At 63.1% G+C, this 26,859-nt stretch carries 24 protein-coding genes and 1 tRNA gene; 13 read left to right on the forward strand and 12 right to left on the reverse strand.

Translation table 11 applies throughout. The annotated features are described in order from the left end of the window. Nucleotides 1–44 precede the first annotated feature (44 nt). The 4 genes from ACFZAI_RS19355 to ACFZAI_RS19370 all read left to right on the forward strand — a co-directional run bounded on the left by ACFZAI_RS19355 (nucleotide 45) and on the right by ACFZAI_RS19370 (nucleotide 5,040). Nucleotides 45–1,961: a PrkA family serine protein kinase gene (locus ACFZAI_RS19355; protein WP_391568539.1), complete on the forward strand. Its 1,917-nt coding sequence runs from the start codon at nucleotides 45–47 to the stop codon at nucleotides 1,959–1,961. 12 nt (nucleotides 1,962–1,973) lie between these two features. Further along, nucleotides 1,974–3,233 (forward strand): YeaH/YhbH family protein, encoded by a 1,260-nt coding sequence (locus ACFZAI_RS19360; RefSeq protein ID WP_054427296.1) that lies wholly within the window; start codon nucleotides 1,974–1,976, stop codon nucleotides 3,231–3,233. Next, on the forward strand, nucleotides 3,230–4,783 hold the full coding sequence (locus tag ACFZAI_RS19365) for a SpoVR family protein (RefSeq protein WP_391568463.1): 1,554 nt from the start codon (nucleotides 3,230–3,232) through the stop codon (nucleotides 4,781–4,783). The genes ACFZAI_RS19360 and ACFZAI_RS19365 overlap by 4 nt, the downstream gene beginning before the upstream one ends. Before the next feature lie 166 nt (nucleotides 4,784–4,949). After that, nucleotides 4,950–5,040 (forward strand) — tRNA-Ser (locus ACFZAI_RS19370). A 77-nt stretch (nucleotides 5,041–5,117) separates the two neighbouring features. Here the strand turns inward: ACFZAI_RS19370 and ACFZAI_RS19375 are convergent. From ACFZAI_RS19375 to ACFZAI_RS19390, 4 genes are all read right to left on the reverse strand, one after another. Further along, a complete protein-coding gene (locus tag ACFZAI_RS19375) occupies nucleotides 5,118–5,840 on the reverse strand; it encodes a DUF1120 domain-containing protein (protein ID WP_391568464.1) in 723 nt (240 codons plus the stop codon). A gap of 19 nt (nucleotides 5,841–5,859) precedes the next feature. Beyond that, nucleotides 5,860–6,561, reverse strand: coding sequence for a DUF1120 domain-containing protein (locus tag ACFZAI_RS19380; RefSeq protein WP_391568465.1), 702 nt, complete (start codon nucleotides 6,559–6,561; stop codon nucleotides 5,860–5,862). A gap of 48 nt (nucleotides 6,562–6,609) precedes the next feature. Next, on the reverse strand, nucleotides 6,610–7,311 hold the full coding sequence (locus tag ACFZAI_RS19385) for a DUF1120 domain-containing protein (RefSeq protein ID WP_391568466.1): 702 nt from the start codon (nucleotides 7,309–7,311) through the stop codon (nucleotides 6,610–6,612). 217 nt (nucleotides 7,312–7,528) lie between these two features. Continuing rightward, a complete protein-coding gene (locus ACFZAI_RS19390) occupies nucleotides 7,529–8,251 on the reverse strand; it encodes a DUF1120 domain-containing protein (RefSeq protein ID WP_391568467.1) in 723 nt (240 codons plus the stop codon). A 199-nt stretch (nucleotides 8,252–8,450) separates the two neighbouring features. Here ACFZAI_RS19390 and ACFZAI_RS19395 point away from each other — a divergent pair, with 199 nt between their 5' ends. Continuing rightward, the gene (locus ACFZAI_RS19395) at nucleotides 8,451–9,104 is read left to right on the forward strand and encodes a response regulator (protein ID WP_391568468.1); all 654 of its coding nucleotides are present in this window, start codon (nucleotides 8,451–8,453) and stop codon (nucleotides 9,102–9,104) included. Nucleotides 9,105–9,128: 24 nt separating this feature from the next. Here ACFZAI_RS19395 and ACFZAI_RS19400 read toward each other — a convergent pair whose 3' ends face one another. The 4 genes from ACFZAI_RS19400 to ACFZAI_RS19415 all read right to left on the reverse strand — a co-directional run bounded on the left by ACFZAI_RS19400 (nucleotide 9,129) and on the right by ACFZAI_RS19415 (nucleotide 13,403). Continuing rightward, nucleotides 9,129–9,746 carry a hypothetical protein gene (locus ACFZAI_RS19400; RefSeq protein WP_391568469.1) on the reverse strand — a complete coding sequence of 206 codons (618 nt, stop codon included), beginning with the start codon at nucleotides 9,744–9,746 and terminating at the stop codon, nucleotides 9,129–9,131. Continuing rightward, a complete protein-coding gene (locus ACFZAI_RS19405; protein WP_391568470.1) occupies nucleotides 9,743–12,274 on the reverse strand; it encodes a fimbria/pilus outer membrane usher protein in 2,532 nt (843 codons plus the stop codon). The genes ACFZAI_RS19400 and ACFZAI_RS19405 overlap by 4 nt, the downstream gene beginning before the upstream one ends. 2 nt (nucleotides 12,275–12,276) lie before the next feature. Beyond that, nucleotides 12,277–12,981: a fimbria/pilus chaperone family protein gene (locus tag ACFZAI_RS19410; protein WP_391568471.1), complete on the reverse strand. Its 705-nt coding sequence runs from the start codon at nucleotides 12,979–12,981 to the stop codon at nucleotides 12,277–12,279. Between the two features lie 191 nt (nucleotides 12,982–13,172). Then, complete coding sequence (locus tag ACFZAI_RS19415) at nucleotides 13,173–13,403, reverse strand: hypothetical protein (RefSeq protein ID WP_391568472.1); 231 nt, start codon at nucleotides 13,401–13,403, stop codon at nucleotides 13,173–13,175. Nucleotides 13,404–13,583: 180 nt separating this feature from the next. Here ACFZAI_RS19415 and ACFZAI_RS19420 point away from each other — a divergent pair, with 180 nt between their 5' ends. From ACFZAI_RS19420 to ACFZAI_RS19430, 3 genes are all read left to right on the forward strand, one after another. Beyond that, nucleotides 13,584–14,513 carry a hypothetical protein gene (locus ACFZAI_RS19420; protein WP_391568540.1) on the forward strand — a complete coding sequence of 310 codons (930 nt, stop codon included), beginning with the start codon at nucleotides 13,584–13,586 and terminating at the stop codon, nucleotides 14,511–14,513. Nucleotides 14,514–14,595: 82 nt separating this feature from the next. Then, on the forward strand, nucleotides 14,596–15,480 hold the full coding sequence (nadC, locus tag ACFZAI_RS19425) for a carboxylating nicotinate-nucleotide diphosphorylase (protein WP_391568473.1): 885 nt from the start codon (nucleotides 14,596–14,598) through the stop codon (nucleotides 15,478–15,480). Nucleotides 15,481–15,485: 5 nt separating this feature from the next. Next, complete coding sequence (locus ACFZAI_RS19430) at nucleotides 15,486–16,472, forward strand: tripartite tricarboxylate transporter substrate-binding protein (RefSeq protein ID WP_391568474.1); 987 nt, start codon at nucleotides 15,486–15,488, stop codon at nucleotides 16,470–16,472. Nucleotides 16,473–16,595: 123 nt separating this feature from the next. On the opposite strand, the gene ACFZAI_RS19435 is transcribed toward ACFZAI_RS19430, so the two are convergent. Next, nucleotides 16,596–17,291: a tellurite resistance TerB family protein gene (locus ACFZAI_RS19435; RefSeq protein ID WP_391568475.1), complete on the reverse strand. Its 696-nt coding sequence runs from the start codon at nucleotides 17,289–17,291 to the stop codon at nucleotides 16,596–16,598. A gap of 155 nt (nucleotides 17,292–17,446) precedes the next feature. Here ACFZAI_RS19435 and ACFZAI_RS19440 point away from each other — a divergent pair, with 155 nt between their 5' ends. Further along, the gene (locus ACFZAI_RS19440) at nucleotides 17,447–17,845 is read left to right on the forward strand and encodes an OsmC family protein (protein WP_391568476.1); all 399 of its coding nucleotides are present in this window, start codon (nucleotides 17,447–17,449) and stop codon (nucleotides 17,843–17,845) included. A 41-nt stretch (nucleotides 17,846–17,886) separates the two neighbouring features. On the opposite strand, the gene fabI is transcribed toward ACFZAI_RS19440, so the two are convergent. The 3 genes from fabI to gloB all read right to left on the reverse strand — a co-directional run bounded on the left by fabI (nucleotide 17,887) and on the right by gloB (nucleotide 21,081). Next, on the reverse strand, nucleotides 17,887–18,672 hold the full coding sequence (gene fabI, locus ACFZAI_RS19445) for an enoyl-ACP reductase FabI (protein WP_175171643.1): 786 nt from the start codon (nucleotides 18,670–18,672) through the stop codon (nucleotides 17,887–17,889). 161 nt (nucleotides 18,673–18,833) lie between these two features. After that, the gene (locus ACFZAI_RS19450) at nucleotides 18,834–20,252 is read right to left on the reverse strand and encodes a transglycosylase SLT domain-containing protein (protein ID WP_391568477.1); all 1,419 of its coding nucleotides are present in this window, start codon (nucleotides 20,250–20,252) and stop codon (nucleotides 18,834–18,836) included. A 7-nt stretch (nucleotides 20,253–20,259) separates the two neighbouring features. Beyond that, nucleotides 20,260–21,081 carry a hydroxyacylglutathione hydrolase gene (gene gloB / locus ACFZAI_RS19455; protein WP_391568478.1) on the reverse strand — a complete coding sequence of 274 codons (822 nt, stop codon included), beginning with the start codon at nucleotides 21,079–21,081 and terminating at the stop codon, nucleotides 20,260–20,262. A 20-nt stretch (nucleotides 21,082–21,101) separates the two neighbouring features. Here gloB and ACFZAI_RS19460 point away from each other — a divergent pair, with 20 nt between their 5' ends. The 4 genes from ACFZAI_RS19460 to ACFZAI_RS19475 all read left to right on the forward strand — a co-directional run bounded on the left by ACFZAI_RS19460 (nucleotide 21,102) and on the right by ACFZAI_RS19475 (nucleotide 26,856). Continuing rightward, nucleotides 21,102–21,881: a class I SAM-dependent methyltransferase gene (locus ACFZAI_RS19460; protein WP_391568479.1), complete on the forward strand. Its 780-nt coding sequence runs from the start codon at nucleotides 21,102–21,104 to the stop codon at nucleotides 21,879–21,881. 102 nt (nucleotides 21,882–21,983) lie between these two features. Then, nucleotides 21,984–22,445, forward strand: a complete 462-nt coding sequence (gene rnhA / locus ACFZAI_RS19465; RefSeq protein WP_391568480.1) for a ribonuclease HI — start codon at nucleotides 21,984–21,986, stop codon at nucleotides 22,443–22,445. Between the two features lie 178 nt (nucleotides 22,446–22,623). Further along, nucleotides 22,624–23,706: an efflux RND transporter periplasmic adaptor subunit gene (locus tag ACFZAI_RS19470; protein ID WP_391568481.1), complete on the forward strand. Its 1,083-nt coding sequence runs from the start codon at nucleotides 22,624–22,626 to the stop codon at nucleotides 23,704–23,706. A gap of 33 nt (nucleotides 23,707–23,739) precedes the next feature. After that, entirely contained in the window at nucleotides 23,740–26,856 is a 3,117-nt protein-coding gene (locus ACFZAI_RS19475) for an efflux RND transporter permease subunit (protein ID WP_391568482.1), read from the forward strand. Nucleotides 26,857–26,859: the final 3 nt, after the last annotated feature.

Consider the following 26,859-nt stretch of genomic DNA (forward strand, 5'->3'; position numbering starts at 1 on the left):
TGTGCTGAATTTTTCGCGTGTTGTAGGAGGTTTCCGTGCAAAACATCGTCGAAGGCTTCAAGTCGCAGTATGCAAGAGAGCAGGAGTCAGAGCTTTCCCTTGAGGAATATCTGAACCTCGCCAAACGCGATCCCATGGCGTACGCCAGCCCCGCTGAGCGCATGCTGGCGGCGATCGGCGAACCCGAAACCGTGGATACGCGCAACGACCCACGTCTTTCCCGCTTGTTTTCCAACCGGACCATCCGGCGCTATCCCGCGTTCCAGGAGTTCTACGGCATGGAGGACGTGATCGGTCAGATCGTCGCGTTCTTCAAACATGCCGCTCAGGGGCTGGAAGAGCGCAAACAAATCCTCTATCTGTTGGGCCCTGTCGGCGGCGGTAAGTCGTCTATCGCGGAACGGCTGAAGGCGCTGATGGAAAGCTATCCCATCTATGCCTTGAAGGGATCGCCGGTCAACGAATCGCCGTTGGGTCTGTTCCATCCGGAACGCTTCGGCGACACGCTTGAAAAGGAATATGGCATCCCGCGGCGCTACCTCACGGGCATCATGTCGCCGTGGGCGGTCAAGCGTCTGAAGGAGTTTGACGGCGACATCTCGCAGTTCCGTGTCGTGCGCTTGAACCCGTCGGTGCTGCGTCAGATCGCCATCGCCAAGACCGAGCCGGGCGACGAGAACAATCAGGACATCTCTTCGCTGGTGGGTAAGGTCGACATCCGCAAACTCGACCGCCATTCACAAGACGATCCGGACGCCTACAGCTATTCCGGCGGCCTGTGCCTGGCCAACCAAGGCTTGCTTGAGTTCGTGGAGATGTTCAAGGCCCCGATCAAGATGCTGCATCCGCTGTTGACGGCCACCCAGGAAGGCAACTTCAAGGGTACGGAGGGCTTCTCCGCAATTCCGTTCAACGGCGCGATCCTGGCTCACTCGAACGAGTCCGAATGGCAGACCTTCCGCAACAACAAGCACAACGAAGCGTTCCTTGATCGTATCTATATCGTCAAGGTGCCGTATTGCTTGCAGGTGTCGGAAGAGGTCCGCATCTACGAAAAGCTGCTGCATCACAGCTCGCTGTCCAAGGCGCCGTGCGCGCCGGGAACGCTGGACATGATGGCGCAATTTTCGGTGCTGACCCGCCTGAAGGAACCCGAGAACTCCAGCATCTATTCCAAGCTGCGCGTGTACGACGGCGAAAGCCTGAAGGACGTGGACCCGAAGGCCAAGGCCTTGCAGGAATACAAGGACTACGCCGGTACGGACGAAGGCATGAATGGGGTGTCGACGCGTTTTGCGTACAAGATCCTGTCCAGCGTCTTCAACTACGACCAGACGGAAGTGGCCGCCAACCCCGTGCATCTGATGTATGTGCTTGAGCAACGGATCGGCCGCGAGGACTACCCCGAAGAAATCCGCCGCCGCTACCTGGAGTTCATCAAAGGCTTCCTGGCGCCGCGTTACGCGGAATTCATCGGCAAGGAAATCCAGACGGCTTACCTGGAGTCGTATTCCGAGTATGGCCAGAACATCTTCGACCGCTACGTGACGTTTGCCGATTGCTGGATTCAGGACGAGGAATTCCGCGACCCTGAAACCGGTGAAAGCTTCGATCGCAGCGCGTTGAACGACGAGCTGGAAAAGATTGAAAAGCCAGCGGGTATTGCGAATCCGAAGGACTTCCGCAACGAGATCGTGAACTTCGTGCTGCGGGCGCGCGCCAACAACAACGGCCGTAACCCGACCTGGACCAGCTATGAAAAGCTGCGCGAAGTGATCGAGAAGAAGATGTTCTCGAACACGGAAGATCTGCTGCCGGTGATTTCGTTCAACGCCAAGGCTTCGGCCGAGGACAAGTCGAAACACCAGAGTTTCGTGGATCGCATGGTGGAAAAGGGCTACACGGAAAAGCAGGTCAGGCTGCTGTGCGAGTGGTACCTCCGCGTGAGGAAGTCTTCCTGAGCGAGGTGAATCATGAATTCACTGATCGATCGCCGTCTTAACGGGCGCAATAAAAGCGCCGTCAACCGCGAGCGTTTTTTGCGGCGCTACAAGGACCAGATCCGCAAGGCGGTGCACGGGATGATCCGTGACCGCTCGATTCAGGATATGGATCAAGGCGGAGAGATCAACCTGCCCGCCCGGGATATTTCCGAGCCGACTTTCCGGCACGGATCGGGCGGCGACCGCGAGATGGTGCACCCTGGCAATCGTGAATTCGCCAAGGGCGACACCATCGACCGGCCGCAGGGCGGGCAGGGGGAAGGCGGCTCGGAGCCGGGCGAGGGTGAAGCGGTAGATCAATTCACCTTCAGCCTGTCCCGGGCCGAATTCCTCAACCTGTTCTTCGAGGATCTGGAACTGCCTCATCTGGCGCGCAACCAGCTGGGCGAAGTCAGCCAGAAGAAATGGCAGCGCGCGGGCTACACCACCACCGGTTCGCCCAGCATGTTGAGCATCAGCCGCACGCTGAAGTCTTCGCTGGCGCGGCGGGTGTCGCTGAACGTGAAGGCGCGCGCCGATCTTGAAGATGCCGAGGAAGCGCTGGCCAAGGCTCGCGCGGCGGGTGCGCCCGCCGCCGAGATCCGCACGCTGGAACAAGACGTCGAGGACTGCCGCGAGCGCCTTGCCCGCGTGCCGTTCCTGGACGACCTGGACCTGCGCTACCGCAACCGCGTGTCGGTCGCCATTCCGATGGCGCGCGCGGTCATGTTCTGCCTGATGGACGTCTCCGGGTCCATGGACGAAGGCAAGAAGGACCTGGCCAAGCGCTTCTTCACGCTGCTCTATCTGTTCTTGTCGCGCAAGTACGAACACGTGGACCTGGTCTTCATCCGGCACACGGACAACGCCGAAGAAGTGGACGAGCAGACGTTCTTCTACGACCCCAAGAGCGGCGGCACGATTGTGCTGTCCGCGCTGGAGCTGATGCGCGAAATTCTGGAAAAGCGCTATCCGCCCTCGGCGTGGAACGTGTATGCGGCGCAAGCCAGCGACGGCGATTCATTTGGCGCCGACGCGGGCAAGAGCGCGCGCTTTCTGGCGGAGCACCTGTTGCCGTCGACACGGTATTTCGCCTACATCGAAATTCCCGACTCGCAAGAGGCTCGCAAGAGCAGCTTGTGGGCGGAGTATGAACAGAAGTTGGAGCCGCATTTCGTCATGCGGCGCATCTGCGACCGCGGCGAAATCTTCCCCGTGTTCCATGACCTGTTCAAGAAGGAAACCGCATGAATGCCATCGTAGGTGCTCTTGTGGAGCCGGGATCGGCCGGCGGCGCTCGGCCGATTTCCCAAGGTTCCGAATGGACGTTCGAACTGATCCAGTCCTATGACGACGCGATCTCCAAGGTCGCGGCGGAATATGGGCTGGACACGTATCCGAACCAGATCGAAGTCATTACTTCGGAACAAATGCTCGACGCCTACGCGTCGGCGGGCTTGCCGATTGGCTATCCGCACTGGTCGTACGGCAAGGAATTCATCCGCAACGAGCAATACTATCGCCGCGGCATGCAAGGGTTGGCCTACGAGATCGTGATCAACTCCAACCCCTGCATCTCGTATCTCATGGAAGAGAACTCCATGACGATGCAGGCGCTGGTGATTGCTCACGCGTGCTATGGGCACAACTCGTTCTTCAAGGGCAATTACCTGTTCCGCCAATGGACGGACGCGGACGGCGTGCTGGACTATCTGGTGTTCGCGCGCAAGTACGTGATGTCGTGCGAAGACCGCTACGGCATTGATGCGGTGGAAGCGTTGCTGGATTCCTGCCACGCGCTGTCGCATCACGGCGTTGACCGCTACAAGCGGCCGGCGCCGATGTCGTTCAAGGAAGAGGCCGCGCGCCAGGCCGAACGCAAGGAACACGCGCGTCTGCAGTACAACGACTTGTGGCGCACGCTGCCGCGTCTGGAAGCCGACAAAGACACGCGCGTGGATGCATCGGTCTTCCCGCCGGAGCCGGAAGAAAACCTGCTGTACTTCATTGAGAAGTACTCGCCCAAGCTGGCGCCGTGGCAGAAGGAGCTGGTGCGCATCGTGCGCAAGATTGCCCAATACTTCTATCCGCAAACGCAGACCAAGGTCATGAACGAAGGGTGGGCCACGTTCTGGCACTACACCATCCTGAACCGCCTGCACGAAAAGGGTCTGGTGAACGACGGCTTCATGATGGAGTTTCTGCAAAGCCATACCAACGTGGTCAGCCAGCGCGGCTTTGACGAGCGCGGCTATGGCGGCATCAATCCCTATGCGCTGGGCTTTGCGATGATGTCGGACATACGCCGCATCTGCGAAGCGCCCACGCCTGAAGACCGCCGCTGGTTCCCGGATATCGCGGGCGGCGATTGGCTGAAGACGCTGGACTTCGCCATGCGCAATTTCAAGGACGAGTCCTTTATCTCGCAGTACCTGTCGCCGCGCCTGATCCGCGAATTCCGCTTCTTCGCCATTTCGGATCATCAATCGAATCCGAAGCTGGAAGTCGCGGCCATTCATAACGATGAGGGCTACCGCGATATCCGCCGTCTGCTGGCCGCGCAGCACAATCGCGACAATCAGGTGCCGGACATCCAGGTGGTGCGCTTTAACCGCGACTCCGACCGTTCGCTGGTCTTGCGGCATTTAAAGAGCCGGGGCCGCCCGCTGGCGGGTGACGACGCCGAACAGGTGATGAAGCATCTGGCGCGGCTGTGGGGCTTCAAGGTCAGGTTGGAAGAGACCGAGCCGGACGGCACGATCAGTTCCTACCGTGAGCAGGAAGCGCCGGCGTCGGTGTAAAGGCCGGTGATGGAAGTGGGGACGCCTTGTGGCGTCCCTTTTTCTTTTCCCTTTGGCTCGCTTGTGTCCGCCACCCGGAATCTGCTAGAATCGCGGATTCGCAAATTTCGCAATGCTGGTTTACGCATAGTGAAGTGTTGATGTTGTGTTCATCAGCAAGCGACAAGGACAGGTGGCCGAGCGGTTGAAGGCGCACGCCTGGAAAGCGTGTATACGTCAAAAGCGTATCGGGGGTTCGAATCCCCCTCTGTCCGCCAGAATATGAAGGCCCCCGAATTCATCGAATTCGGGGGCCTTTTTGTTTGCCGCGCCAATGCGGACGTGGCTACGGGTTTTACAGGTAGATCAGTGAAATTGTGGCGCTGCCGTCGAAAGCAATGTCGGTGCCAGTGGGCAATTCGCTGCTGAGGTTGATCGTCGGGACGACGGTCAGCGAACCATTGACAGAGGTGATCGGGACTGGGGTGTTGTTGTTGCCGCCAGGCGGGCCAATGACGAATGAGTACGTGAAATTGGGGCTGAGGTAATTGCGCGAAGGAACGTCGGCGCGCCAGGATTGTTGGGTGGCGCTATAGATGACGAAGGCTTTGGACCCGTTCGCCATGATGTCGGCATCCTTGAACCCGAACATGTAGCCGCCGATAGGGACTTGGGCGTCATCCGCGCCAGCAACGGTGCCGAGCCCGAAGATGAAATCGTCGTTGATGACGAAACTTGGGGTAGCCCAGGCGTTGGGGTTCAGGTCTGCCTTGAGGATCTTGCTGCTTGCGCGATTATCGACGACATGCAGCCCGATTCGAGCTTCGCCGTCGCACGTGACTTGCAGGCCGATCGCCTTTTCGCCCACTTTGGTGCCATCGGTATTGAGTGAGCTGAAGGTGCGCTCGCCAAAATCCAGCCGGCCATTGCCGTCCAGCGTGAGGTCGCAGGAGGGCGGTGTGAGGCGGCCAGTAAGCCTGAGTTCTGCCGAGGGGGCCGCTTGGGTCGTTGCGGTCATCAGCACGCTCGCGGCAAATAGGCAGCGCAGAGCGTGCGGGGATCGTGCCAGGTAATTCATGAGCATCCAGGGTGAAAAGTCAGAGGTAGCGCAGCGTGAAGGTGACCGAGCCGTCTATCGGAATTTCTTTGGCGCTGGGCAGTGCGGCTGGTTTGTTCAGCAGCGGCAGCACCCCCAGGCTGACCGAGGCCGTTGTGATGGGGGCGGCGGCTGCCGGACTGCCAAATGAATATTCATCCACCAAATTCAGGTTGATGCTTTCCTGAGTCGAATGAACCGGCCACGCGGCGGAGCTGCCTGCGGCGCGGGCCAGAATCTGCATGTTGCCGGCCAGCGGATTGCCGTTGACCAACGTGGCTTGGGGGCGGATCAGCAGCGTCACTGCGCCGACCTTGACGCCATCAATGCGGCCCAGCCCCCACGCATGAGGCGCCGCGTTTGACGGGTGTTGATAAGGCCATTTCATGCCCGCTGCGATGGCTTCCTGGTGCGTAATGGCGGAGTTCGTGCGGTTATCTTGTGCGGTGAACGCTACCAGCGTCGGGCCGCCGCAGACGATTTCCAGGCGCGGGTGCTGTTCAGCGAGCAGCGTGCCGTCTGGGTCCAGGGTTCGAAACGGGATAGCGCCGAAATCGACCCCGCTTGCACCGTCGAAGCCGACGCTGCAAGCGGGCGGAGTAATCTGTCCACCCACGATAAGGCTGGTTTGCGTAGTGTTGGCCTGCGCGCCGCTGACAGCAGTCAGGGCGAGGCAGGCGCATAGGTGAGGCAGATTTTTCATCATATGAGCAGGCGCTGAGCGCCTTTTTTTAGAAGGTGCGGATTCAGGCTACAGGTAGCGCAACGTGAATGTGATTGAGCCGTCCAAGTGGATCTCGTCCGTCGAAGGCAGGGTTGAAGATTTCCCGATCATGGGGGCAAGGGCGAGCATCACATTGGCGTTCGTAATGCGCCCGGGGGGCCCCCCCGCCGTGCCGAACGAGTATTCATAGTTGGGGCTGAGATTGATCGCGTAGTGCGAGGATGCGATTGACCAGCTGCTGCTGCCCGAGGGCCGCGCGAGGATCTTTTGCACGCCTGCCTGGGTCAGAGGCGTGCCGTCGACGCTGCTGGTGGCCGGACTGATCAGGACGATCAGGGCGCCCGTCTTGGTGTGATTGCCATCTGCAAAGCCCAGGCCCCAGGAATATTTGGGACCGTTCTCGGGGCTTTGGTATGGCCAGTTCAGGCCGGGAGCTTCCTGAAGGGTGATGCCGGACCCAGCGCGATTGTCATGCGCGGCAACGCTGACACGCGTGGGGCTGCCGCACTCGATCTGCAGCGCGGCGTCCTTACCGTCAAGCTTCGTGCCGTTGCTGTCCAGCGCGTTAAAGGAAATGGCGCCGAAGTCGAACGTTGAGTCGCTTCCAAAATGGACATTGCACGCAGGCGGCGTCAGCTTACCCGCGATGGTGAGATTGTTGCTGCTGATCGCAGGGGAAGCAGCGGTCAGTGCGGCAAGCACAATGCCGAGTTTGAGATGGGTTGTCATGAACGTTCCTAATTGCCAGGCGTGTCGGGACATGGCGGCAACGATCCGATGTGGCCGTGGCGAGCGCGAAGCAGGACGAGGCGCGGGCGGCTCTTGGAAGACGCTTTGCCGGACTGCTCGGGGTTTGGTGATGACCGCGGCGGGTTCCACAGAACCCACCGCACGGATTTCGCTGAGCTAGCGCGGAGGGCGCTACAGAGCGCCGTCCGCGTTGTCTTTACAGGTAGATCAGCGAAATGGTGGCGCTTCCATCGAAATTAATGGCGCTGCTGGTTGGCAAGTCGCCAGAGCGGGTGATCGTTGGGACGACGGTCAGCAAACCCGTGAGGGCGCTGATGGCGATGGGCGTGTAGTTGCTTGCGCTGGGAGCACCGATCACGAACGAGTACGTGAAATTGGGGCTGAGGTAATTACGCTGCGGCACGTCGAATTTCCAGTTTCGCTTGTCAGCGCTGTAGACAACGTAACCTTTGGAGCCATTGGCGGTAACGTCGGCATCCTTGAAGCCGAACATGTAGCCGCCGATGGGAACCTGGGTGTCGCCCGCGCCGGTAGCGGAGCCCAGCCCGTAGATGAAATCGTCAGTGATGACCGCGTTAGCGCTGCCCCACGCGTTGGCGTTCAGCGTGGCTTTGAGAACCTTGCTGCTGGCGCGGTTGTCTACAACATGCAGCCCGATACGGGTAGCGCCATCGCAGGTGACTTGCAGGTTGATGGTCTTTTCAGTCAACTTGGTGCCATCGAGATTGAGCGTGTTAAAAGCACGCTCGCCAAAGTCCAGAAGCCCATTGCCATCCAGCGCAAGGTCACATGATGGCGGCGTGATGCGGCCGGTGACCTTCAGTTCCGCAGAGGTGGCCGCTTGGGCCGTTGCAGTAATCAGAAAGCTCGCGGCTAAGAGGTAGCGCAGAGCGTGCGGGGTTCGTGCTGAGTGATTCATGGCCATCCAGTTCAGATGTAGGGGGGGTAAACCACACACTCTAGGAAATGGCCGGCATCCGGTATATAGGCGTGCGCCTAATCTTTACTGGGGGCGCGCGAATGGCTGCGCTACTATTGTCCACGCTGGTTTTGCGCCAAGCGACCCGCCGTGGAAAATCTTAGGTTTATCTTGGAATTCCATATTGTTAGCGTCCCCCATGCATCCGTTGCGTATCGCACTGCTTGATGACCACCCGGTAGTGCGGGCCGGATTGGCCGCCTACCTGTCGCAGAATCGCGACATCGTCGTCTTGGGCGAGTACGAGTCCAGCCGTGACCTGATCTTGGCGCCAAGCACGCAGATGGCCGATTTGCTGCTGATCGACTACTCGCTGGGCCCGACCGAGATGGATGGCATCTCGTTGATCAAAACGTTGCGCATCAAGTTTCCGGCGGCCCGTATTCTGGTGCTCTCTGCCCTTTATGACCCCGCCACGGTGGCGCTTGCCCTGCGCTCGGGCGCACATGGTTTTGTGGGCAAGGGGGGCGACGCGGATGAAATCGTGCGCGCCGTGCGCAAGGTGGCGGCGGGCGGCACGTACTGCAGCGACCAGATGACTTACCTGCTGTCGGGCGCCAGCACCGCACCTCAAGAACTACAGCCGGCCGAATGCGACTTGTTCGATGGCGCGTCCTTGTCTGCACGCGAGCGCGAAGTGATCCGCTGCTTGTTGGAAGGCATGACCATTTCGGAGATTGCGGCCAAGTTCGGACGCAGCCCTAAAACGATCAGCGCGCAGAAGGCCACGGCCTATCGAAAGCTGGGTGTGACGACGGACAACGCCTTGTTCAAGCTGCGCGGAATCCTGTAGCGGCTTGTGGGCGCGCCGCGCCGCTTAACGCCCCGCGGCGCGCTCGGCATCCAGCAATTCGACAGACAGGGTGGTAGACCATTCAGTCTGGTCAGAAACGCGCACGTCGGTGTCGCTGACTTCTGGCGCCAGATCGATCTGCGCCGTGAACGTGCGTGCGCTGCGGCCATGTTCCATGACGGCGACATCGCCCGGGCGCAGGGCCACCTGAGTTTGCGGCCCCTGGTGAGGCATATCCAGATTGATAAGGCGCGTGTCTTGGCCGTCTATCCGTGCATGACTCAACACCACCCGCAGCTCACCCGCCTGTGCAAAACGTGCTGCGCCATCATGGCGGGTGGGCGCCGTGATGCGCAAGGAGAGCGGGCGAGGCGTGGGGCAGTGAATCGTCAGCGGCACCGTGCGCGGTTGCAGCGCATAGCGGCGGCCCTCGCGCAAGGCCAGTTGCCCTGCGGTGAAACTGCCGTAGTCGCCAACGCTCTGGCCGACGCTGATCTGACAGCCAGTTTGTGCAGGCGCGGGCGTGGCCGGCGACAAGCGGGCAGGTTGCGACGCGGCCCCCTGGCTAGCTGTCAGCAGCAAGGCCGTCATGATCAACCCGGCCAAGCGGGGGGTGGACAGTGCCAAGCGAATGGGCGTCATACATTTTCCTCAGTGGCGGGTAGGGCGGCGCCGGCATTCGTCTGGGGTTCGCAGGTGGCGTGCGCGCGTTCGTACAGCGCATCCAGGTCAGGGGACGCCGCCAGGTCGAATACCAGTTCGCATGTGGCGCCGTCGGACGTCGTCACGGTCAGCGGCGCGGCAAGCGCCTGAACGTCAGGCAGGAATATCTGACCGCCGCCTCCGACAAGCGTGATGAACGAACCGGTGGCGCTAAGAACGGCGGCGCCCTTGGGTACGACCTCGCCACCCGCGTAGCTCGCAGTCAACAAGGTGCGACGTACTTTCACCACCGCGAAATCGATGGCCGATACGGAGCCACGTGCGGGCTCCAGGCCGTAACGGCCGTTGATCAGGTCCACGTTGCGCGCAAGCGTTGCGGTGGCGACTTGGATTTGTCCATTTCGGTACGCGGGCAGCGACGGAATGACGGCACGGCCCCACGGGTCGGTCCAGACGCTGCCGGCGGGGGTATGCAGGCGCACGCCGGACAAGTCGCCGACCGATGCAATGGCGAACGTGTCCTGCACGCGGTAGGGCGAGAAGCTCAGCCCTTGCGCATGGCCGACGAGCGCACCGCGCACGCGGGTGGAATGACTGTATCCCCCGCTGAAGCTGCTGGCGGCAAGGTTGAGCTGCGTGAAGGCGGAGTTAACGCCGAGCGAGCCCGAGTAGCTGGCCTGGCCGTTGGCGCTGGAGGAGGCCGAGAGCGAATAGGTGGCGCGGTCATCGATGGCCGCGCTGGTATTGACCCCGTAGCTGGCGCCGTTGTCCTGCCGCTGCATGGACGCACTGATGCTTTGCTTGCCCAACGGAAAGCTAAGGTTCAGGTACATGAAGCTGCCTTGATTGCGATGGCTGGAACCCACGTCGCGCTCAAACGACAGAGAGACGCTGGTGCGATGAAAGGTCTTTCCCCAGTTCAACATGGCGCGCCGCGATGCATGGCCTTGCGTATTGCGCGATTCGCTGTAATTCGCGCTGAAGCCGCCCAGCGTGGGGTGGCTCCAGCCCAGTCCGGTGCTGAGCTGCTGTTTGACGCGGTCGTCGAGATAGCGTGGCGCCCGGGGATCGTCGTGTGGCCGGGGGCGAGTTTCACTGGCGCTTTGGATATCGCTATAGCCGTCCGTGCGCCGCAATAAAGAGACATTCGAGGACAAGCTGGGCAGCAACATGGCCGAGCCCGACAACAGAAATTGCGCGCCGCTGCGGCCCGTATGGGTGTTGTGGGACCACTGGCTTTGCAGCGCTGCCTGCGCGCTGGCGGGCAGAAGCACGTCGGCGCGCGCGCCAATCGCGCGGTAATCGCGGCTGAGCATGCTGCCCGCGGTCAGGTTGGCCCGAGCCCCCAGCGAGACGCCATACTCGGCCGAGGCCACAGGGGTGGCGCCGCTATTGGACCAGCCGGTCTGGCGCAACATACCCAGTCCGCCGCTAAAGCCGACGGGCGCGCCCAGCCGGTCGACTTGCAGCGCCGCCGCAGGAACGATGAAGTCGCGGACTTCGCCCGAGGTTTCGTGAATGACGACTCGGATATCTTGGGTCAGTGAACGCGGCAGCACATCGCTTAGCGTGAAGGGGCCTGGCGGCACGATGGTCGACGCCAGGGGGATACCGTTTTGCGAAACTTCCACTCGCGCCTGGGTGTGGGCGATGCCAGAAATAGGCGCGCCTTCCTGCGTTCGGCTTTGCAGCGCGGATTCGGGGAACAGCTGCACGCCGTTGACGGGGACGCCGCCAAACAGCGCGCCCTGCAGGTTGATTTGCCCCGCTTGAAAGGTGGTTTCCTTCGAGTGGAACGTGCGCTGCGCATAGGCGTCGAGATGGTTCCAGCTCGACTTTCCGCCCACGCTCGAGTAAGTGTTGTTGCTGCGAAGAATCCAGTCGTTCGCGTTCAGGCCGAATTCTGTGTACGCCTGCAGATAGCGGTTCGCGCCGCTCAGATGGCGGGTCTGGCTGGACAGCACGTCATAGTTAAGGATGACGGCGCGCCCGCCCGATTGATAGGACACGGTGCTTGCGGGCTTGGCCACCGCGCCGGGCGGGGCCACGATTTCCACCGCCATGCGTTCGGGTTGCAGGTCGATGGTTGTCGTGGGCCACGCACGCAAGAACGCATCAGGGCAGGGGGCGGCGTCGCCACCTTGTTCCTGGGGGGTCTTCAACTGAGCAAGCGTCAGCAGATCGTGGGTCAGGCAGAGTTTGCCTTGCGTGTCGAACGTGGCTTGAGCGCGGCCCATCGGGCGGCCGTTCACGGTGATGCTTACCGTGTGCATGCCTTGCAGGAATCGCGCGCCGTTCTGAAAGTGCGAGGCGATGGCGGGGTTCAAGCCGCGGCTCTTCAGGATTTCGAGGTCGAATCCGCCGCCCGCCGGCTGTGCGCTTGCAGGATCATGCGTGCACAGCATCAGGCTTGCGGCGGCAAACGCGCCGCTGCAAGCCGCGCGGGCGCGCAGACGGAACAAGGCAGCCATCATCACGCTCGACACGCCCAAATGGGGGCGTGGCATTTTCAGCGCTTGATCGGTGCGTCGAAAGACGAGACTTGATAGCCGTAGACGCTGGCGGGGTACAGGCGCACGGTCGTTTCGCCTTGCATGCCGGCGCCTGCCGCGCGCAGTTCCAGCGTTTCGCCGGGCAACACGTAGGTCTTGGGCAGAATCAGCGCCTGGTTGGAGGGCTGCACGTGAACTTGCTGGTCCATCCGGACAACGTAGGGGCTGGGGTTGCGCACCGTCAGCTTGCCGTCTTGAGCGGCCCAGACCAGCTTTTTCCAGGGGGCGTTATCGGCGGCGATGCCCTTGGGCAACGCGATGAGCGGCAGGTCTTGGCGTATGGTCAGGCGCAGCTTGTTGGCCTGCTCGCCCGATTGCGGAATGCCTTCGAAGATGGCGCGCTTCATGCGTTGCGCGCTTAAGGGCTTGTCGTTCGTCAACAGGAAACGGACCAATTGCGTCTTGCCCGGGGCAAGGACGGCGGCCGGCGGAGACACCGTGACCCATTCGTCCTGGTCTTCCTGGATGTGTTCGATCATGGACACCAACAGCACGGGCTCATCGCCGGTGTTCTTGATGCCGATGGTGCCTTCGCCGGATGCTTCGTCCACGAGCACGACGGAAGTTTCGGGCTGAATGCCCATGGAATACGCTTGGCTGACGGGAAAGAGGGCGGCAAACAGCAGCGCCGCGAGACCGCGGAAAAAGGAATTCTTGAACATTGGAGATCGCTAAGGCAGCGGCCCGATGGGCCTGAGAAGCGTAGCAGTGTAGGGATGGGCTCGTGGCCTTGATATAGGCGTGGGCCTATTTCCAGTACCTTGCCGGTCCAATGTCGGGGGCGGGCCTTGCGGCCTCGCCCCTGGCGCGCCGCGGCGGGCGGCTCGAGTATTATCAAGCCCTTGCGCCGGGCTTAGCCTTTGCGGTTTTCGTATGAGGTGTCCAGCACATCGTCCTCGGGTGTGATGACGCCGGGCTCACCGGGTTGTGCGATGGCGCGTCCATCGCGTGGCATGCCCGCCACCTCTTTGCTTTGGTCGGGCATTGGCAGCGTTTCCGTGCCTTTGCGCGGGTCGACGGGCGCGCGGGCTTTGTCTTCCGTGGGTTTGTCCACGGCTTGGGGATCAGGTGTCGTTTTCAACATGGCGCTTGCTCCGCTTGCGGGCGTCCCAGGATGGCGACGCGCCTGGATATTCGCTTTTATCTTAGGTCTTGCGCCGTGTGACGCGGCCGTTGCGGCTGTCACGTTTGCAAGCGGCTGTTGCAGGGCAGAACCTTATAATTTCACGCCCTGCGCTTGTTCAACCTTATTTCTTCGCCCACTTTGACCGAATCCGTCGAACGCTCCGTCCATGCTGAACTCGTCGCCGTGTTGGTCGCCGTGACCAACGGCGAGCCGCGCGTGTTGACGACGGATGATGCGCGCGCCTTGCCGGCCGGGCCTTTCGAGTTGTCGCATCGGTCTTTGCAGGCCGGCTTGCGCGCCTGGGTAGAGACGCAGACGCATCATCCGCTGGGCTATGTAGAGCAGCTTTACACGTTTGCCGATGGCGACCGTTCCGATGAGTCGGGCGGGCGCGTCATGTCAGTCAGCTACCTGGGCCTGACGCGCGAGGCGGGCGAGACCGGCGTGGCGCAAGTCGGGTGGCAGGACTGGTATCGCTATTTCCCTTGGGAAGACCGGCGCGCCGGTACGCCCGCGCTGGTCGAAGAACTGATCGTGCCGCAGTTGGCGCAGTGGTGCGAGGCCAGCGCCGACCTGGCGGTGCGCACGCGCCGTCATCAGCGCGCGGCAATCACGTTCGGCCTGGAAGGGGCCGCGTGGAACGAGGACATGGTGCTGCAACGCTACGAGCTGCTGTTCGAGGCCGGCCTGGTGCCCGAGGCCGCGCGGCGCGGCGGCGGTAAAGCCGTGCTTCCGGGTGAGCCCATGCGCCATGATCATCGGCGCATTCTTGCAACCGGCATTGCGCGTTTGCGCGCCAAGATCAAATACCGGCCCGTGGTGTTTGAATTGATGCCGGCCGAATTCACCTTGCTGCAGTTGCAACTGGCCGTCGAGGCGCTGGCCGGGCGCGGCCTGCACAAGCAGAATTTCCGCCGCTTGATTGAACAGCAGGCGCTCGTCGAAGAGACGGGGGAGATGGCCACTGGCACCACCGGCCGTCCGGCCAAGCTGTTTCGATTCCGGCGCGATGTGCTGGCCGAGCGCGCCATTGCCGGCAGCAAACTCCCCCTGTCCCGTGCGCTTTGACGCTTGACAGTGCTTATGCTCGTCTTTAGCATAAGTGGTGCGCAATCCTTGCGCGCCTTTTTTTAACTCACAAATACTCAAAATGAGCATTAAAGCCGAAGCGTCGTTGACCGCCTCCCGTCTGCCTGTTCCGCCCTTGCCCGACGTCATGCTGGAGCCGCTGGTGCGCGCGGCCCTGCTGGAAGACCTGGGGCGCGCGGGCGACCTGACGACGGACGCCATCGTGCCCGCGGACGCGGTCGCGCAAACGCGGCTCGTATCGCGGCAGGAAGGCGTGCTGGCCGGGTTGGATCTGGCACGGCTGGCGTTTCGTGTGATGGACCCGAGCCTGGAGTTCATCGTGTTGCAGCGCGATGGCTCTGACCTGGCGCCCGGGATGGAAATTGCGCGCATCCGCGGCAACGCCCGCGCCATGCTGACCGCCGAACGCGTGGCGCTGAACTTCCTGTGCCACCTGAGTGGCGTGGCGAGCGCCACGGCGTCGATTGCGCGGGCGATCTCCAGCTACGGTGCGCGCGTGACCTGCACCCGCAAGACAATGCCGGGCCTGCGGGCCGTGCAGAAGTACGCGGTGCGCGTGGGCGGCGGCAGCAATCACCGCTACGGCCTGGACGACGCGGTGCTGATCAAGGACAACCACATCGCGCTGGCGGGGGATGTCGCCACGGCCGTGCAGCGTGCGCGCGCGGGCGTTGGCCATATGGTCAAGATCGAGCTTGAAGTGGACACGCTGGCGCAGCTTGAGGTGGCGCTGTCGCTGGGGGTGGATGTGGTGCTGCTGGACAACATGAGCCTGGACGATCTGCGCCGCGCCGTCGCCATGTCGCGCGGCCGCGCCATTACCGAAGCCTCGGGCAGCATCACGCCGGACACAGCCGCTGCTGTCGCCGCTACCGGCGTGGATCAGATCGCCGTGGGGTGGCTGACCCACAGCGCCAAGGTGCTCGATATCGGCCTGGATGCCTGACCATCATGAAACGTCTGCTTCGATCGTCTCTTGCACTGCCGGTACTGTTCCTGGCCGCTTGCGGCAATTCGCCGTCGGGTGAGGCGGTTGCCGATGCGTCTTACCCCACGCATCCGATCACCATCGTCGTGACCTTTCCGCCCGGCGGCGGCACCGATCTGCTGGCGCGGCGTATCGGCGCGTCGCTGCAAGAGCAGTTGGGCCAGCCCGTGGTGGTGGAAAATCGCCCCGGCGCCAGCGGCAACATCGGAGCGCGCATCGTCGCGGAAGCGCCGCCCGACGGCTACACGCTGTTGATGGTGAACAGCTCGTTTGCGATCAACCCTGGCGTGTACCGGAACCTGGGCTTTTCACCCAAGCGGGATTTCACCGCGGTCATCAACGTGGCGTTCGTGCCTTCTGTTTTCGTGGTGCCTGCGGCGTCGCCGCTGTTGCAACTGGATGATGCGCTGGCGGCGGCCCTGCCGGGCAAGCCTTTGCCCTTCGCCTCCTGCGGCAACGGCACGCCGCAGCATTTGGCGGGAGAGATGTTGGCTAGATCCAGCGGCGCGATGTTGCAGCACGTGCCGTACAAAGGCTGCGGGCCGGCGCTGACCGATGTGACGGCGGGGCAGGTGGGGATGGGCATCGTGACGGCATCAAGCGCCGCCCCGCTGATTGCCGCAGGCAAGCTGCGCGCCTTGGCAGTGACGTCGCCTGCGCGTTCGCCGCTGATGCCGACTGTGCCCACCGTCGCTGAGCAGGGGATTGCGGGATATGCGCTGGATCAGTGGCATGGCCTGCTGGCGCCCGCCGCGACGCCGCCTGCGGTGGTCGAAAAACTGAATTCCGCCGTGGCGAAAATCGTGCGTCGGCCGGACGTGCAGGCGTCCTTGCGGGAGCAAGGCTTCACGCCGGCCAGCAGCACGCCGCGGGAATTCCAGTCGATGATCAATGCCGACATCGACCGGTATACGGCGTTGACCGACGCGATTGGATTGCGGGCGGATTGAGGACGGATTGAGGGGGGGGGGGCGGGGCAGGAGTGGCCGGCTAGGTGCGGCCGGCCAGGCGCGGCCGGCAGGCCGAGGGGCAAGTCCCGGACACTTCAGGCCGGCCCCTCAAACCCAAGCCCGTCAGGCCACGGCCCTCTGGGCGTGCTGTTCCAGCTTTTCCTTCAGGCCGGGCTCCAGCTTGAGCTGGCGCGCCAGTTCGTCCAGGTAGGCGCGTTCCATATAGCTTTCCTCGTCCACCACCAGCAGGCTGGCCAGGTACATCTCGGCCGCCATTTCCGGGGTGCGGGCTGACTTCGCTACCGCGGCGGGGTCCAGCGGACGCGACAGTTCCGTTTCCAGCCAACGCTGGTCCTGGGCGTCGGACGACAGTTTGGACAATTCCGTTTCCAACAGGGCGCGTTCTTCGGGGCCGATATGTCCATCGGCCTTGGCCGCGCCGATCATCGCGGTCAGCACCGCGGTGCTGTGCTGTTCGGCCTCGGGGGCGGGCAGGCGGTCCAGCGTCTGGGGCGCCGTGGCCGGCGCGCCGCCCGCCTGATTGCGCTGCCAGTCGCCGTAGGCGCGATACGCCAGCGCGCCGAGGGCGGCCATGCCGCCATACATGGCGACTTTGCCGCCGATCTTGCGGGCCTTCTTGCTGCCCATCAACAGGCCCAGCGCGCCTGCGCCCAATGCGCCGCCGCCCAGGCCCGTCAAAAAGGAACCCTTGCCGCCATTGCCCGCACCGCCAGTTGCGCTTTGCACGCGGTTGGTGGCGTCGGAAAGCAGGCCTTGGCCCGATTGCAGTAATTGATCAAGGAGTTGTCTGGCGCTCATGAGTCCCTCTTTATGTGTGCATGAATGCGGATAGGGATATCCGACACCCATCATCGCGATAAGTTCAGGTTTCTGTCAGTAAGCAAACCCGTCGGCGAGTGCTACAACGACGGCTGGGGCGCCCGCGCCGGGCGTCCACCCAAGGAGAGTGACCCATGAGCATCCGCGTCCGTCAGAATGCGCCCAATACCTTGCAATTCACGGCGACGGCCGAAGGCCACGACTTGCCGCTGGCGATGCCGCAGCCGCAGGGAGAAGGCCCTGACCCGCATGATTATTTCGACACCGCGCTGGGCGGCTGCAAGGCGATGACCCTGATGGTCTACGCGCAGCGCAAGGGGCTGCCGCTGGAATCGGTGGGGGTGGAGGTGGTGCGAGACGCCAGCGAAGAACGCAAGGGCATCTACCGGCTGACGGCCAAGCTGACGCTGCATGGCGAGCTGTCGGATGCGCAGATCGACGAGCTGCTGGGAATTGCGGAGAAATGCCCGATCCACAAACTGATGACGGCGGTGGATGTGCAGGTATCCACGCTGATCGTGCGGCCGGATTGAATGCCCAGGCGGTGCGCTTGGCGCCCCGCCTGGGCAGATGATCAGTCTTCCATGCCGGGGACGATGGTCGAGAAACCGGCGTCCACATGGGTGATTTCACCGGTCACGCCGGCGGCCAGATCCGACAGCATGAAGGCGGCGACGTTGCCCACATCGTCAATCGTGACGTTGCGGCGCAGCGGCGCTTGCGATTCCACGAACTTCAGGATGGCCGAGAAGTCCTTGATGCCGCTGGCGGCCAGCGTTTTGATAGGGCCGGCCGAAATGCCGTTGGCGCGGATGCCGCGCGGGCCCAGCGCCGTGGCCAGGTAGCGCACGCTGGCTTCCAGCGACGCCTTGGCCAAGCCCATCGTGTTGTAGTTGGGGACGACGCGCTCGGCGCCCAGATAGGTCAGCGTCAGTACCGAGCCATTGCGGCCTTCCATCAGCGGCAGTGCAGCCTTGGCCATGGCGGCGAAGCTGTAGGCCGAGATGTCGTGGGCGATGCGGAAGCCTTCGCGCGACAAGCCGTCCAGGAAGTTGCCGGCGATGGCTTCGCGCGGGGCGAAGCCGATGGAGTGCACCAAGCCGTCTAGGCCGTCCCAGTGCTGGGCCAGTTCGGTGAACGCGCCTTCGATCTGGCTGTCTTCGGCCACATCGCAGGGCAGCACGATCTTGCTGCCGAATTCGGCGGCGAATTCGCTCACACGGTCTTTGAAGCGGTCGCCCACATAGGTGAACGCCAGTTCGGCGCCTTGCTGGTGACAGGCGCGCGCAATGCCGTAGGCGATGGATCGGTTCGAAAGCACCCCGGTGACCAGGATGCGCTTGCCGGCGAGAAAGCCCATGTTTATTCCTTTGATTTTTTTCCTGCGGAAAGACCGCCTATTTTAAGGAGTTTGGCGGCTTCGCGTGCTTGGAAAAACGGCGCCCGGGTGGGGCGCCGTCGGGTTCGTGCTGGCGGCGGCGGTGAGTCGCGCTTTTCAGTCGGGCCTTTCAGTCGCGCCCATTAGCCGCGGGCGTTGGTGCCCGGCACGCGCAAGGCCGTGCCGACCTTCAGCGCGCTGCCCTTCAGGTTGTTCAACGAGCGCAACGCGTCAACCGTGGTGCCGTACTGCTTGGCCAGCGAGAACAGCGTGTCACCCTGGCGGACCTTGTGGGTGCGCACGTTCGGGCGGGCGCTGGCCACGCGGGCGGCGGGCGCCGGTGCGGCGCGGCCACGCGGGGCCACGGCCTTGTTGTCGGACGGCGCCGGTTCCAGCGCGCCCACCGGCGCGGCAAGCGACGCCAGTTGCACGCCACCGGTGCCCGGTTCGCCCGGCACCAGCAGCGCCTGGCCCGAGGCCGCCTTCTGGCGCGAGCCGATGTCATTGGTTTCACGCAGCTTGGATTCCGTCACGCCAAAACGCTTGGCGATCGACGCGTAGGATTCTCCACGGCGCGAATGGTAGATTTTCCAGGCGCTCAGGTCGCCCTTGTAGTTCGTGAGGTTCGCGTTGAAGATTTCGACGCGGTCGGCCGGCAGCAGCAGGGTCGGGCCGTGGTCGCCACGAATGACCGGGCGGTTGAACGAGGGGTTCAGCGCCTTGAATTCGTCCAGCGGCATTTCGGCCAGCTTGGCGGCAATTTCCAGGTCGATGTCGCTGTTCTTTTGCACCGTCACGAAGTACGGCGTGTTGCCCACCGGGGGCAGCGCCACCGCATAACGCTGCGGGTCGGCAATGATGTTCTTGATGGCCTGCAACTTGGGCACGTAGTTGCGGGTTTCATCCGGCATGTTCAGCGACAGGTAGTCGGTGTTCTGGCCGGCCGCTTCGTTCTTGGCCATGGCGCGCTGCACCGAGCCTTCGCCCCAGTTGTAGGACGCCAGCGCCAGATACCAGTCGCCCTGCATCTCGAACAGCTTTTCCAGATAGTCCAGCGCGGCGTTGGTCGACGCGATGGGATCGCGGCGCTCGTCGCGCCACCAGTCTTGCTTCAGATTGAAGTGCGTGCCGGTGGCCGGCACGAACTGCCACAGGCCGGAAGCCTGGGCGCGCGACAGCGCAGTCGGGTTATAGGCGCTTTCCACAAAGGGCAGCAGCGCCAGTTCCGTCGGCAGGCCGCGGCGGTTGATTTCGTCAACGATGAAGTACAGGTACTTGCCTGCACGTTCGGCCATGCGCTGAACGGCCTCGGGGTGGGACGCGTAATAGTCGGTCCACTGCTGCGAGAGCTCGGTGTTCAGGTTGGGAATGGCGAAACCGCGGCGGATGCGGTCCCAGGCGTCGCTCGGCGGGTTGGTCAGATCAACCGTTCGGGACGTATCCCGGGCGATGTAACGCCCTTGGGAATTGGTGGTGAGGTTCTTGCTATCGGGGGCTTTGGTTCCTGCGCAACCGGCGAGGACTGCCAGCATGAGTGGCAGAAGGAGTCGGGATAGATTCATCAGGCGGTCACTTGAAATCGTTCTTCCATTCACGCAGGGAGGCGAAGACCTCTACCGGCGTAGGTTGGTTGCGTCCGGCCCAGCTGGCTGCGGCACGGACGACGTCGACTTGCTGCGTGCGCAAAAACGGGTTCGTCGCGCGTTCCTGACCGATGGTCGACGGAAGCGTGGGAAGACTTTCTGCTCGAAGTTGCTGGGCTCGCTGATACCACTGTTGCAGGGTGCGGTTGGCGGGGTCCACAGCCAATGCCCAGCGCAAGTTCGCTAGAGTGTACTCGTGTGCGCAAAAAACCTGTGTATCTGGCGGTAAAACGGAAAATTTTTCCAAGGAATCATGCATTTGCGCGGGAGTCCCCTCGAAAAGCCGGCCGCAGCCGCCCGCAAACAGGGTGTCGCCACAGAATAAAACGGGTTCTATTCCGGCCGCCCGGCCGGTGTACGCGATGTGGCCGGCGGTGTGGCCCGGCACGTCCAGCACACGCAAGTCCAGATCCAGTTCGGGCAGCACCACACGGTCGCCTTCCGAGAGCGGCACGTCGCAACGTGGCAGCCTTTCACGCGCCGGACCGTATACGGTAAGGTCCGCGATGCGTGACAATTCAAGCACACCGCCCACATGGTCGCCGTGATGGTGCGTGAGTAGAATGGCGCGCAGCCTCAAGCCTTCTTGCTCGAGCCATTTCAGTACCGGACCGGCTTCGCCCGGGTCCACCACGGCGGCGTTGTCACCGTGGACGATGGCCCAGATGTAGTTGTCGGAGAAAGCGGGTAGAGGCAAGACCGCGGCATTGCGTTCGCGGCCGCCTGCGGGGGCGGTCAAGGCTTGCATGAGATTCGAAGGAATAGAACGTGGCAGAAGAAACACCGCCGATTGTAGAACTGGCCGAATGGTTCCAGACGCCACCGGGGCAGTACGCCCTGGCCTGGGAACGGGCGCAGTTTGACGCGGCTGTCGCGGATGTCTTCGGATATTACGCCTGGCAGGTCGGGCTGGCCGATATGAACCTGCTGCGCGCCAACCGCATGCCGTTCAAGGGCTACGTCGGCACCGAGACCCCGACGGCGGAAAGCATCGCCAACTGGCAGTCTCGCGTGGTGCTGGCCGAACCCGAAGCGCTGCCGTTCGAATCCCAAAGCGTCGACCTGCTGATTCTGCCGCATGCCTTTGAATGCACGCAGGACCCGCACAACGTGCTGCGCGAAGTGGAACGCGTGCTGGTGCCCGAAGGGCGGGTGGTGATTTCGGGTTTCAACCCCTGGAGCATGTGGGGTGCGCGCACGCGCATGCCCGGCATGGAACCCTGGCTGCCCCAGCCGCCGTCATCCCAGGTGTCGCTGGCGCGCCTGAAAGACTGGTTCAAGCTGCTGTCGCTGGAAGTCAAGGAAAGCAGTTTCGGCTGCTACGCGCCCGCCTGCCGCAGCGAAAAATGGTTGCAGCGCTGGGGCTTTCTGGAGTCGGCCGGCGCGCGCTGGTGGAGCCTGGGCGGGGCGGTCTATATGGTGTCGGCCGTCAAGCGTGTGGCCGGCATGCGTATCATCGGCCCCGCCTGGAAGACCAAGCCCAAACGGGCGCGCGCCGCTTCGGTGGTGGTCAACCGCCAGGCGGATGACGCCGTCGACCCGTCATGAAGGGCGGGCCAGTCGCCCGCTTGCGGGCGGGTCCGGCATTTCCCTGAAGGGCGTTGCGCCCGGATGTTTACTTTGCACGAACAAGGATTACAAAGCAGCACCATGCAGGACAACAAACCGAACGACCAGAAAGTGGAAATGTGGACCGACGGGGCCTGCAAGGGCAACCCGGGTCCGGGCGGTTGGGGCGTGCTGCTGCGTGCCGGCGGCCACGAGAAAACCCTGCATGGCGGCGAACTCCAGACCACCAACAACCGCATGGAGCTGCTGGCGGTCATCGAAGGCCTGCGCGCGCTCAAGCGCCCCTGCGTCGTCACCATTCACACTGACTCCCAGTACGTCATGAAGGGCATGATGGAATGGCTGGCCAACTGGAAGCGCCGCGGCTGGATGACGGCCGATAAAAAGCCGGTCAAGAATGCCGAGCTTTGGCAGGCGCTGGACGAGCAGGTGCAACGTCATCAAGTGTCCTGGCGCTGGGTGCGCGGCCATACTGGCGACCCCGGCAACGAACGCGCGGATCAGCTGGCCAATATGGGCGTGGAAGTGGCCCGGCGGGCCTGACGGCATCGGGATATACCCTGAAATCCGCCTTGCGAGGCGGATTTAGTTCTTTCATCCGGCTTCTGGATTGTTCCAGTATGTAAATTCGGGTGCTACAGTGCCATCCCTCATTCCAGTTCCTGCGGCGTCGTCCTAGTGGGGAAATCCGGTCCGCGCCGCATCACCGCCACATTCGCGCATGAAAAAAGCTGTACTGCTGGCCGCCGTTGCGGCCGGGTTGGCCGCGGGGGCCGCATTGGGCGTTTTTGTGCCGCGATGGCTCGCGCCCGGGGCCGCTCCTGCCCAGACCGCCGCCAAAACCCAGCCCACCCCCGCCGCGCCCGTCAGGGTCGAAGTGGCTTCAGTCAAAGAAATTCCTTTTGCGCGCGGCCTGTCGGCTGTGGGCAGCCTGCGTTCCGACGAGTCCGTCGTGTTGCGGCCGGAAGTGGCGGGACGCATCCAGTCGATTGAATTCAAGGAAGGCCAGCCCGTCACGCGCGGGCAGACGCTGATCCGGCTGGACGACTCCGTGCCGCGCGCCGAATTGGCGCAGGCGCGCGCCAACCTGACGCTGGCGCAGAGCCATTACCGGCGCGCCGTGGAATTGCAGGGCAAGGGATTCGTCAGCCAGCAGGCCCGCGACGAATCCGCCAGCACGCTGAAAGTCCAGGAAGCCGCCGTGGCGCTGGCGCAGGCGCGGCTGGACAAGATGACGATTTCGGCGCCGTTTGGCGGCATCGCCGGGCTGCGCAGCGTGTCCGTGGGCGATTACGTGAACCAAGGGCAGGATCTTGCGCCGTTGGAAGCCATCGACCCGCTGAAAGTGGACTTCCGCGTGCCGGAAATGTATTTGAGCAAGGTGGGCGTGGGCCAGCAGCTGACGCTGCGCCTGGACGCGCTGCCGGGCCAGGAACGCCAGGGTCTGGTGTACGCCGTCAGCCCGCTGGTGGATGCGGGCGGCCGCTCGATCCTGCTGCGCGCCACCGTCGCCAACAAGGATTCGGTGCTGCGCCCGGGCATGTTCGCGCGTGTGCAATTGCTGTTCAATCAGGACAAGGCGCTGGTGGTGCCGGAGGCGGCGTTGTCGCCGTCGGGCGAGACCCAGTACGTGTACCGGGTCAAGGACGGCCGCGCAGAACGGCGCGAAGTCACCATCGGCGAGCGCCGCGAGGGCCGCGTTGAAATCCTGACGGGCGTGGCGGCGGGCGATCAGCTGGTGGTGGCGGGCATACAGCGCGTGACGGACGGCGCGGCCGTGAACGTCGTCGGCAGCGGCACGTGAGGCCGGCTCACATTTTTTCTTGGCGGTGACGCAATGCGTATCTCGGAAACTTGCATCAAGCGGCCGGTGTTTGCGTCGGTGCTATCGCTGATCATCGTGCTGATCGGTTTGATCTCGTATTCGCGGCTGACCGTGCGCGAATATCCGAAGATCGACGAGCCCATCGTGTCGGTGGACACCACCTACAAGGGCGCCTCGCCCGAGGTGATTGAGTCCCAGGTGACCAAGCCGCTGGAAGACCAGCTGGCGGGCATCGAGGGCGTGGACGTGATGACGTCCCGCAGCCGTTCCGAACGCAGCCTGATCAACATCAAGTTCAACCTGTCGCGCAACCCGGACGCGGCGGCCGCCGAAGTGCGCGACAAGGTGTCGCGCGCCAGGCGCTTCCTGCCGGACGAAATCGACGAGCCCATCATCGGCAAGGTCGAAGCCGATTCCCAGCCCATCATCTACATCGCGGTGGAATCGGGATCGTTCTCGGCCATCCAGACGTCCGACTACATCAACCGCTACATCAAGACCCGGCTGTCCGTGTTGCCGGGCGCGGCGGAAGTGCGCGTGTTTGGCGAGCGCCTGCCGTCCATGCGCATCTATGTCGACCGCGACAAGCTGGCTGCTTACGGCCTGACCGTGCAGGACGTGGAAGCCGCGCTGCGCAGCCAGAACGTGGAAATTCCGGCGGGCCGCATCGAATCGCGCGCGCGCGAATTCTCGGTGGTGTCGTCCACCGACCTGCAAACGCCCGCGCAATTCGAAGACGTGATCGTGGCCAACGTGAAGGGCTATCCGGTCCGGCTGCGTGACGTGTCCAAAGTGGAAATCGCCGCCGCCAGCGACCGCGTGCTGTCGCGCTTTAACGGCAAGCCCGCCATCAACATCGGCGTGACGCGGCAGTCCACCGCCAACCCGCTGGAGTTGTCCAAGGCCGCGCGCCAGGAAGTCGAGCGCTTGAACGAAACGCTGCCGGCCGGCATGAAGCTGACCATTGCGTATGACTCGTCGGTGTTCATCGAACGTTCCATTGATTCCGTTTTCCACACCATCGGCGAAGCCATCATCCTGGTGGTGCTGGTGATCTTCTTTTTCCTGCGCAACCTGCGCGCCAGCATCATCCCCATCGTCACGATTCCGGTGTCGCTGGTGGGGGCGTGCGCGCTGATGTACTTCTTCGGTTTTTCGATCAACACGTTGACCCTGCTGGCGATGGTGCTGGCCATTGGCCTGGTGGTGGATGACGCCATCGTGGTGCTGGAGAACATCTACCGGCACATCGAAGAGGGCATGCCGCGCAAGGAAGCGGCGCTGCGCGGGTCCAAAGAAATCGGCTTCGCGGTGGTCGCCATGACGATGACGCTAGTCACTGTGTACGCCCCGCTGGCGTTCGCCACCGGGCGCACGGGGCGGCTGTTCATCGAATTCGCGCTGGCGCTGGCAGGCGCTGTGCTGGTGTCGGGCTTTGTGGCGCTGACGCTGACGCCCATGATGTGTTCGGTGCTGCTGCGCCATCAAAGCAGCCATAGCCGCTGGTACAACCTGATCGAAGGCTGGCTGAATGGGTTAAGCAACGGCTACCGCCGCCTGCTGGGCGCGTCGTTGCGGCATCGCTGGCTGGTGGTGGTGATCGGCGTGGCCGTGGCGGCCGGCAGCGGCGTGCTGTTCAAGGTGGTCAAGAGCGAACTCGCGCCCATCGAAGACCGCGGTGTGGTGTTCGGCATAGTCAGCTCGCCCGAAGGCGCCACCTTGAACTACACGCTGGACAGCATGCTGGGCATCGAGAAGTTCTATTCCGAAATCTCGGAAGCCAGCGGCAGCCAGGTCACCGTGGGCTTTCCGACGGTGACGGACGGCACCGCCATCCTTCGCTTGAAGCCGTGGGAAGAGCGCGACCGCAAGCAACAGGCCATCACCCAGCAACTCCAGCCGCAATTCGCGTCGCTGCCGGGGGTGCGCGCCTTTCCGACGAACCCGCCGTCGCTGGGGCAGTCCGCGCGATCCAAGCCGGTGGAATTCATCATCATGAGCCAGGCCTCGTATGCGGAACTGTCGCGCCTGACCGAAGTGTTCCTGACCGAGCTGCGCAAGTATCCCGGCTTGCTCAACCTGGACACCGACCTGCGCTTGAACACGCCCGAGCTGCGCGTGCGGGTGGACCGCGACAAGATGGCCGACGTGGGCGCCAATGTGGATACCGTGGGCCGCACGCTGGAATCGATGCTGGGCGGCCGTCAGGTCACGCGCTACAAAGACGAGGGCGAGCAGTACGACGTGATCGTGCAGGTGACGCCGCGCGACCGCGCCAACCCTACCGATATTTCGGGCATCTACGTGCGGGCGCGTGATGGCAGCATGGTGCAGCTGGATAACCTGCTGGGCGTGCATGAAGGCGTGTCGCCGCAATCGCTGAACCACTTCAACCGCCTGCGCGCCGTGAAGATCGACGCCGCGGTTGCGCCGGGCTACGCGCTGGGCGAAGTGCTGACGCACATGCATCAGGTGGCGCGTGATGTCTTGCCCAACACCATCGTTACCGACCTGGACGGGCAGTCGCGCGAATTCCGCGATTCATCCGGCAGCATCTATCTGGTCTTCGGCATGGCGCTGGCCTTCATCTATCTGGTGCTGGCCGCGCAGTTCGAAAGCTGGCGCAACCCGTTCATCATCATGCTGTCGGTGCCGCTGTCCATGACGGGCGCGCTGCTGGCGCTGTGGCTCACGGGCGGCACGCTGTCCATCTACAGCCAGATCGGGCTCATCACGCTGGTGGGGCTGATCACCAAGCACGGCATTCTGATCGTGGAATTCACGAACCAATTGCGCGACGAGGGCCGCGAACTGTTCGCCGCCGTCACCGAGGCCAGCGTGCTGCGCCTGCGCCCGATCCTGATGACGACGGGCGCCATGGTGCTGGGTACGGTGCCGCTGGCGCTGTCCACGGGCGCGGGGGCGGAATCGCGCCAGCAGATCGGCTGGGTTCTGGTCGGCGGGCTGATGCTGGGTACACTACTGACCTTGTTCGTCGTGCCGGTGGCTTACACGCTGATTGCCACCGCACGCAAGAAACCCGGCCATGCCGGCAGCGCAGAGCATCCCCCGGCCCCCACGCCGGGCGCCCACACGCCGCCGGCTTCGGCCAATGCAGCGTCGGAATAAGTC

Source organism: Achromobacter sp. NPDC008082, assembly GCF_042957345.1.
In the GTDB taxonomy this organism is placed as follows: Bacteria; Pseudomonadota; Gammaproteobacteria; order Burkholderiales; family Burkholderiaceae_B; genus Achromobacter; species Achromobacter kerstersii_A.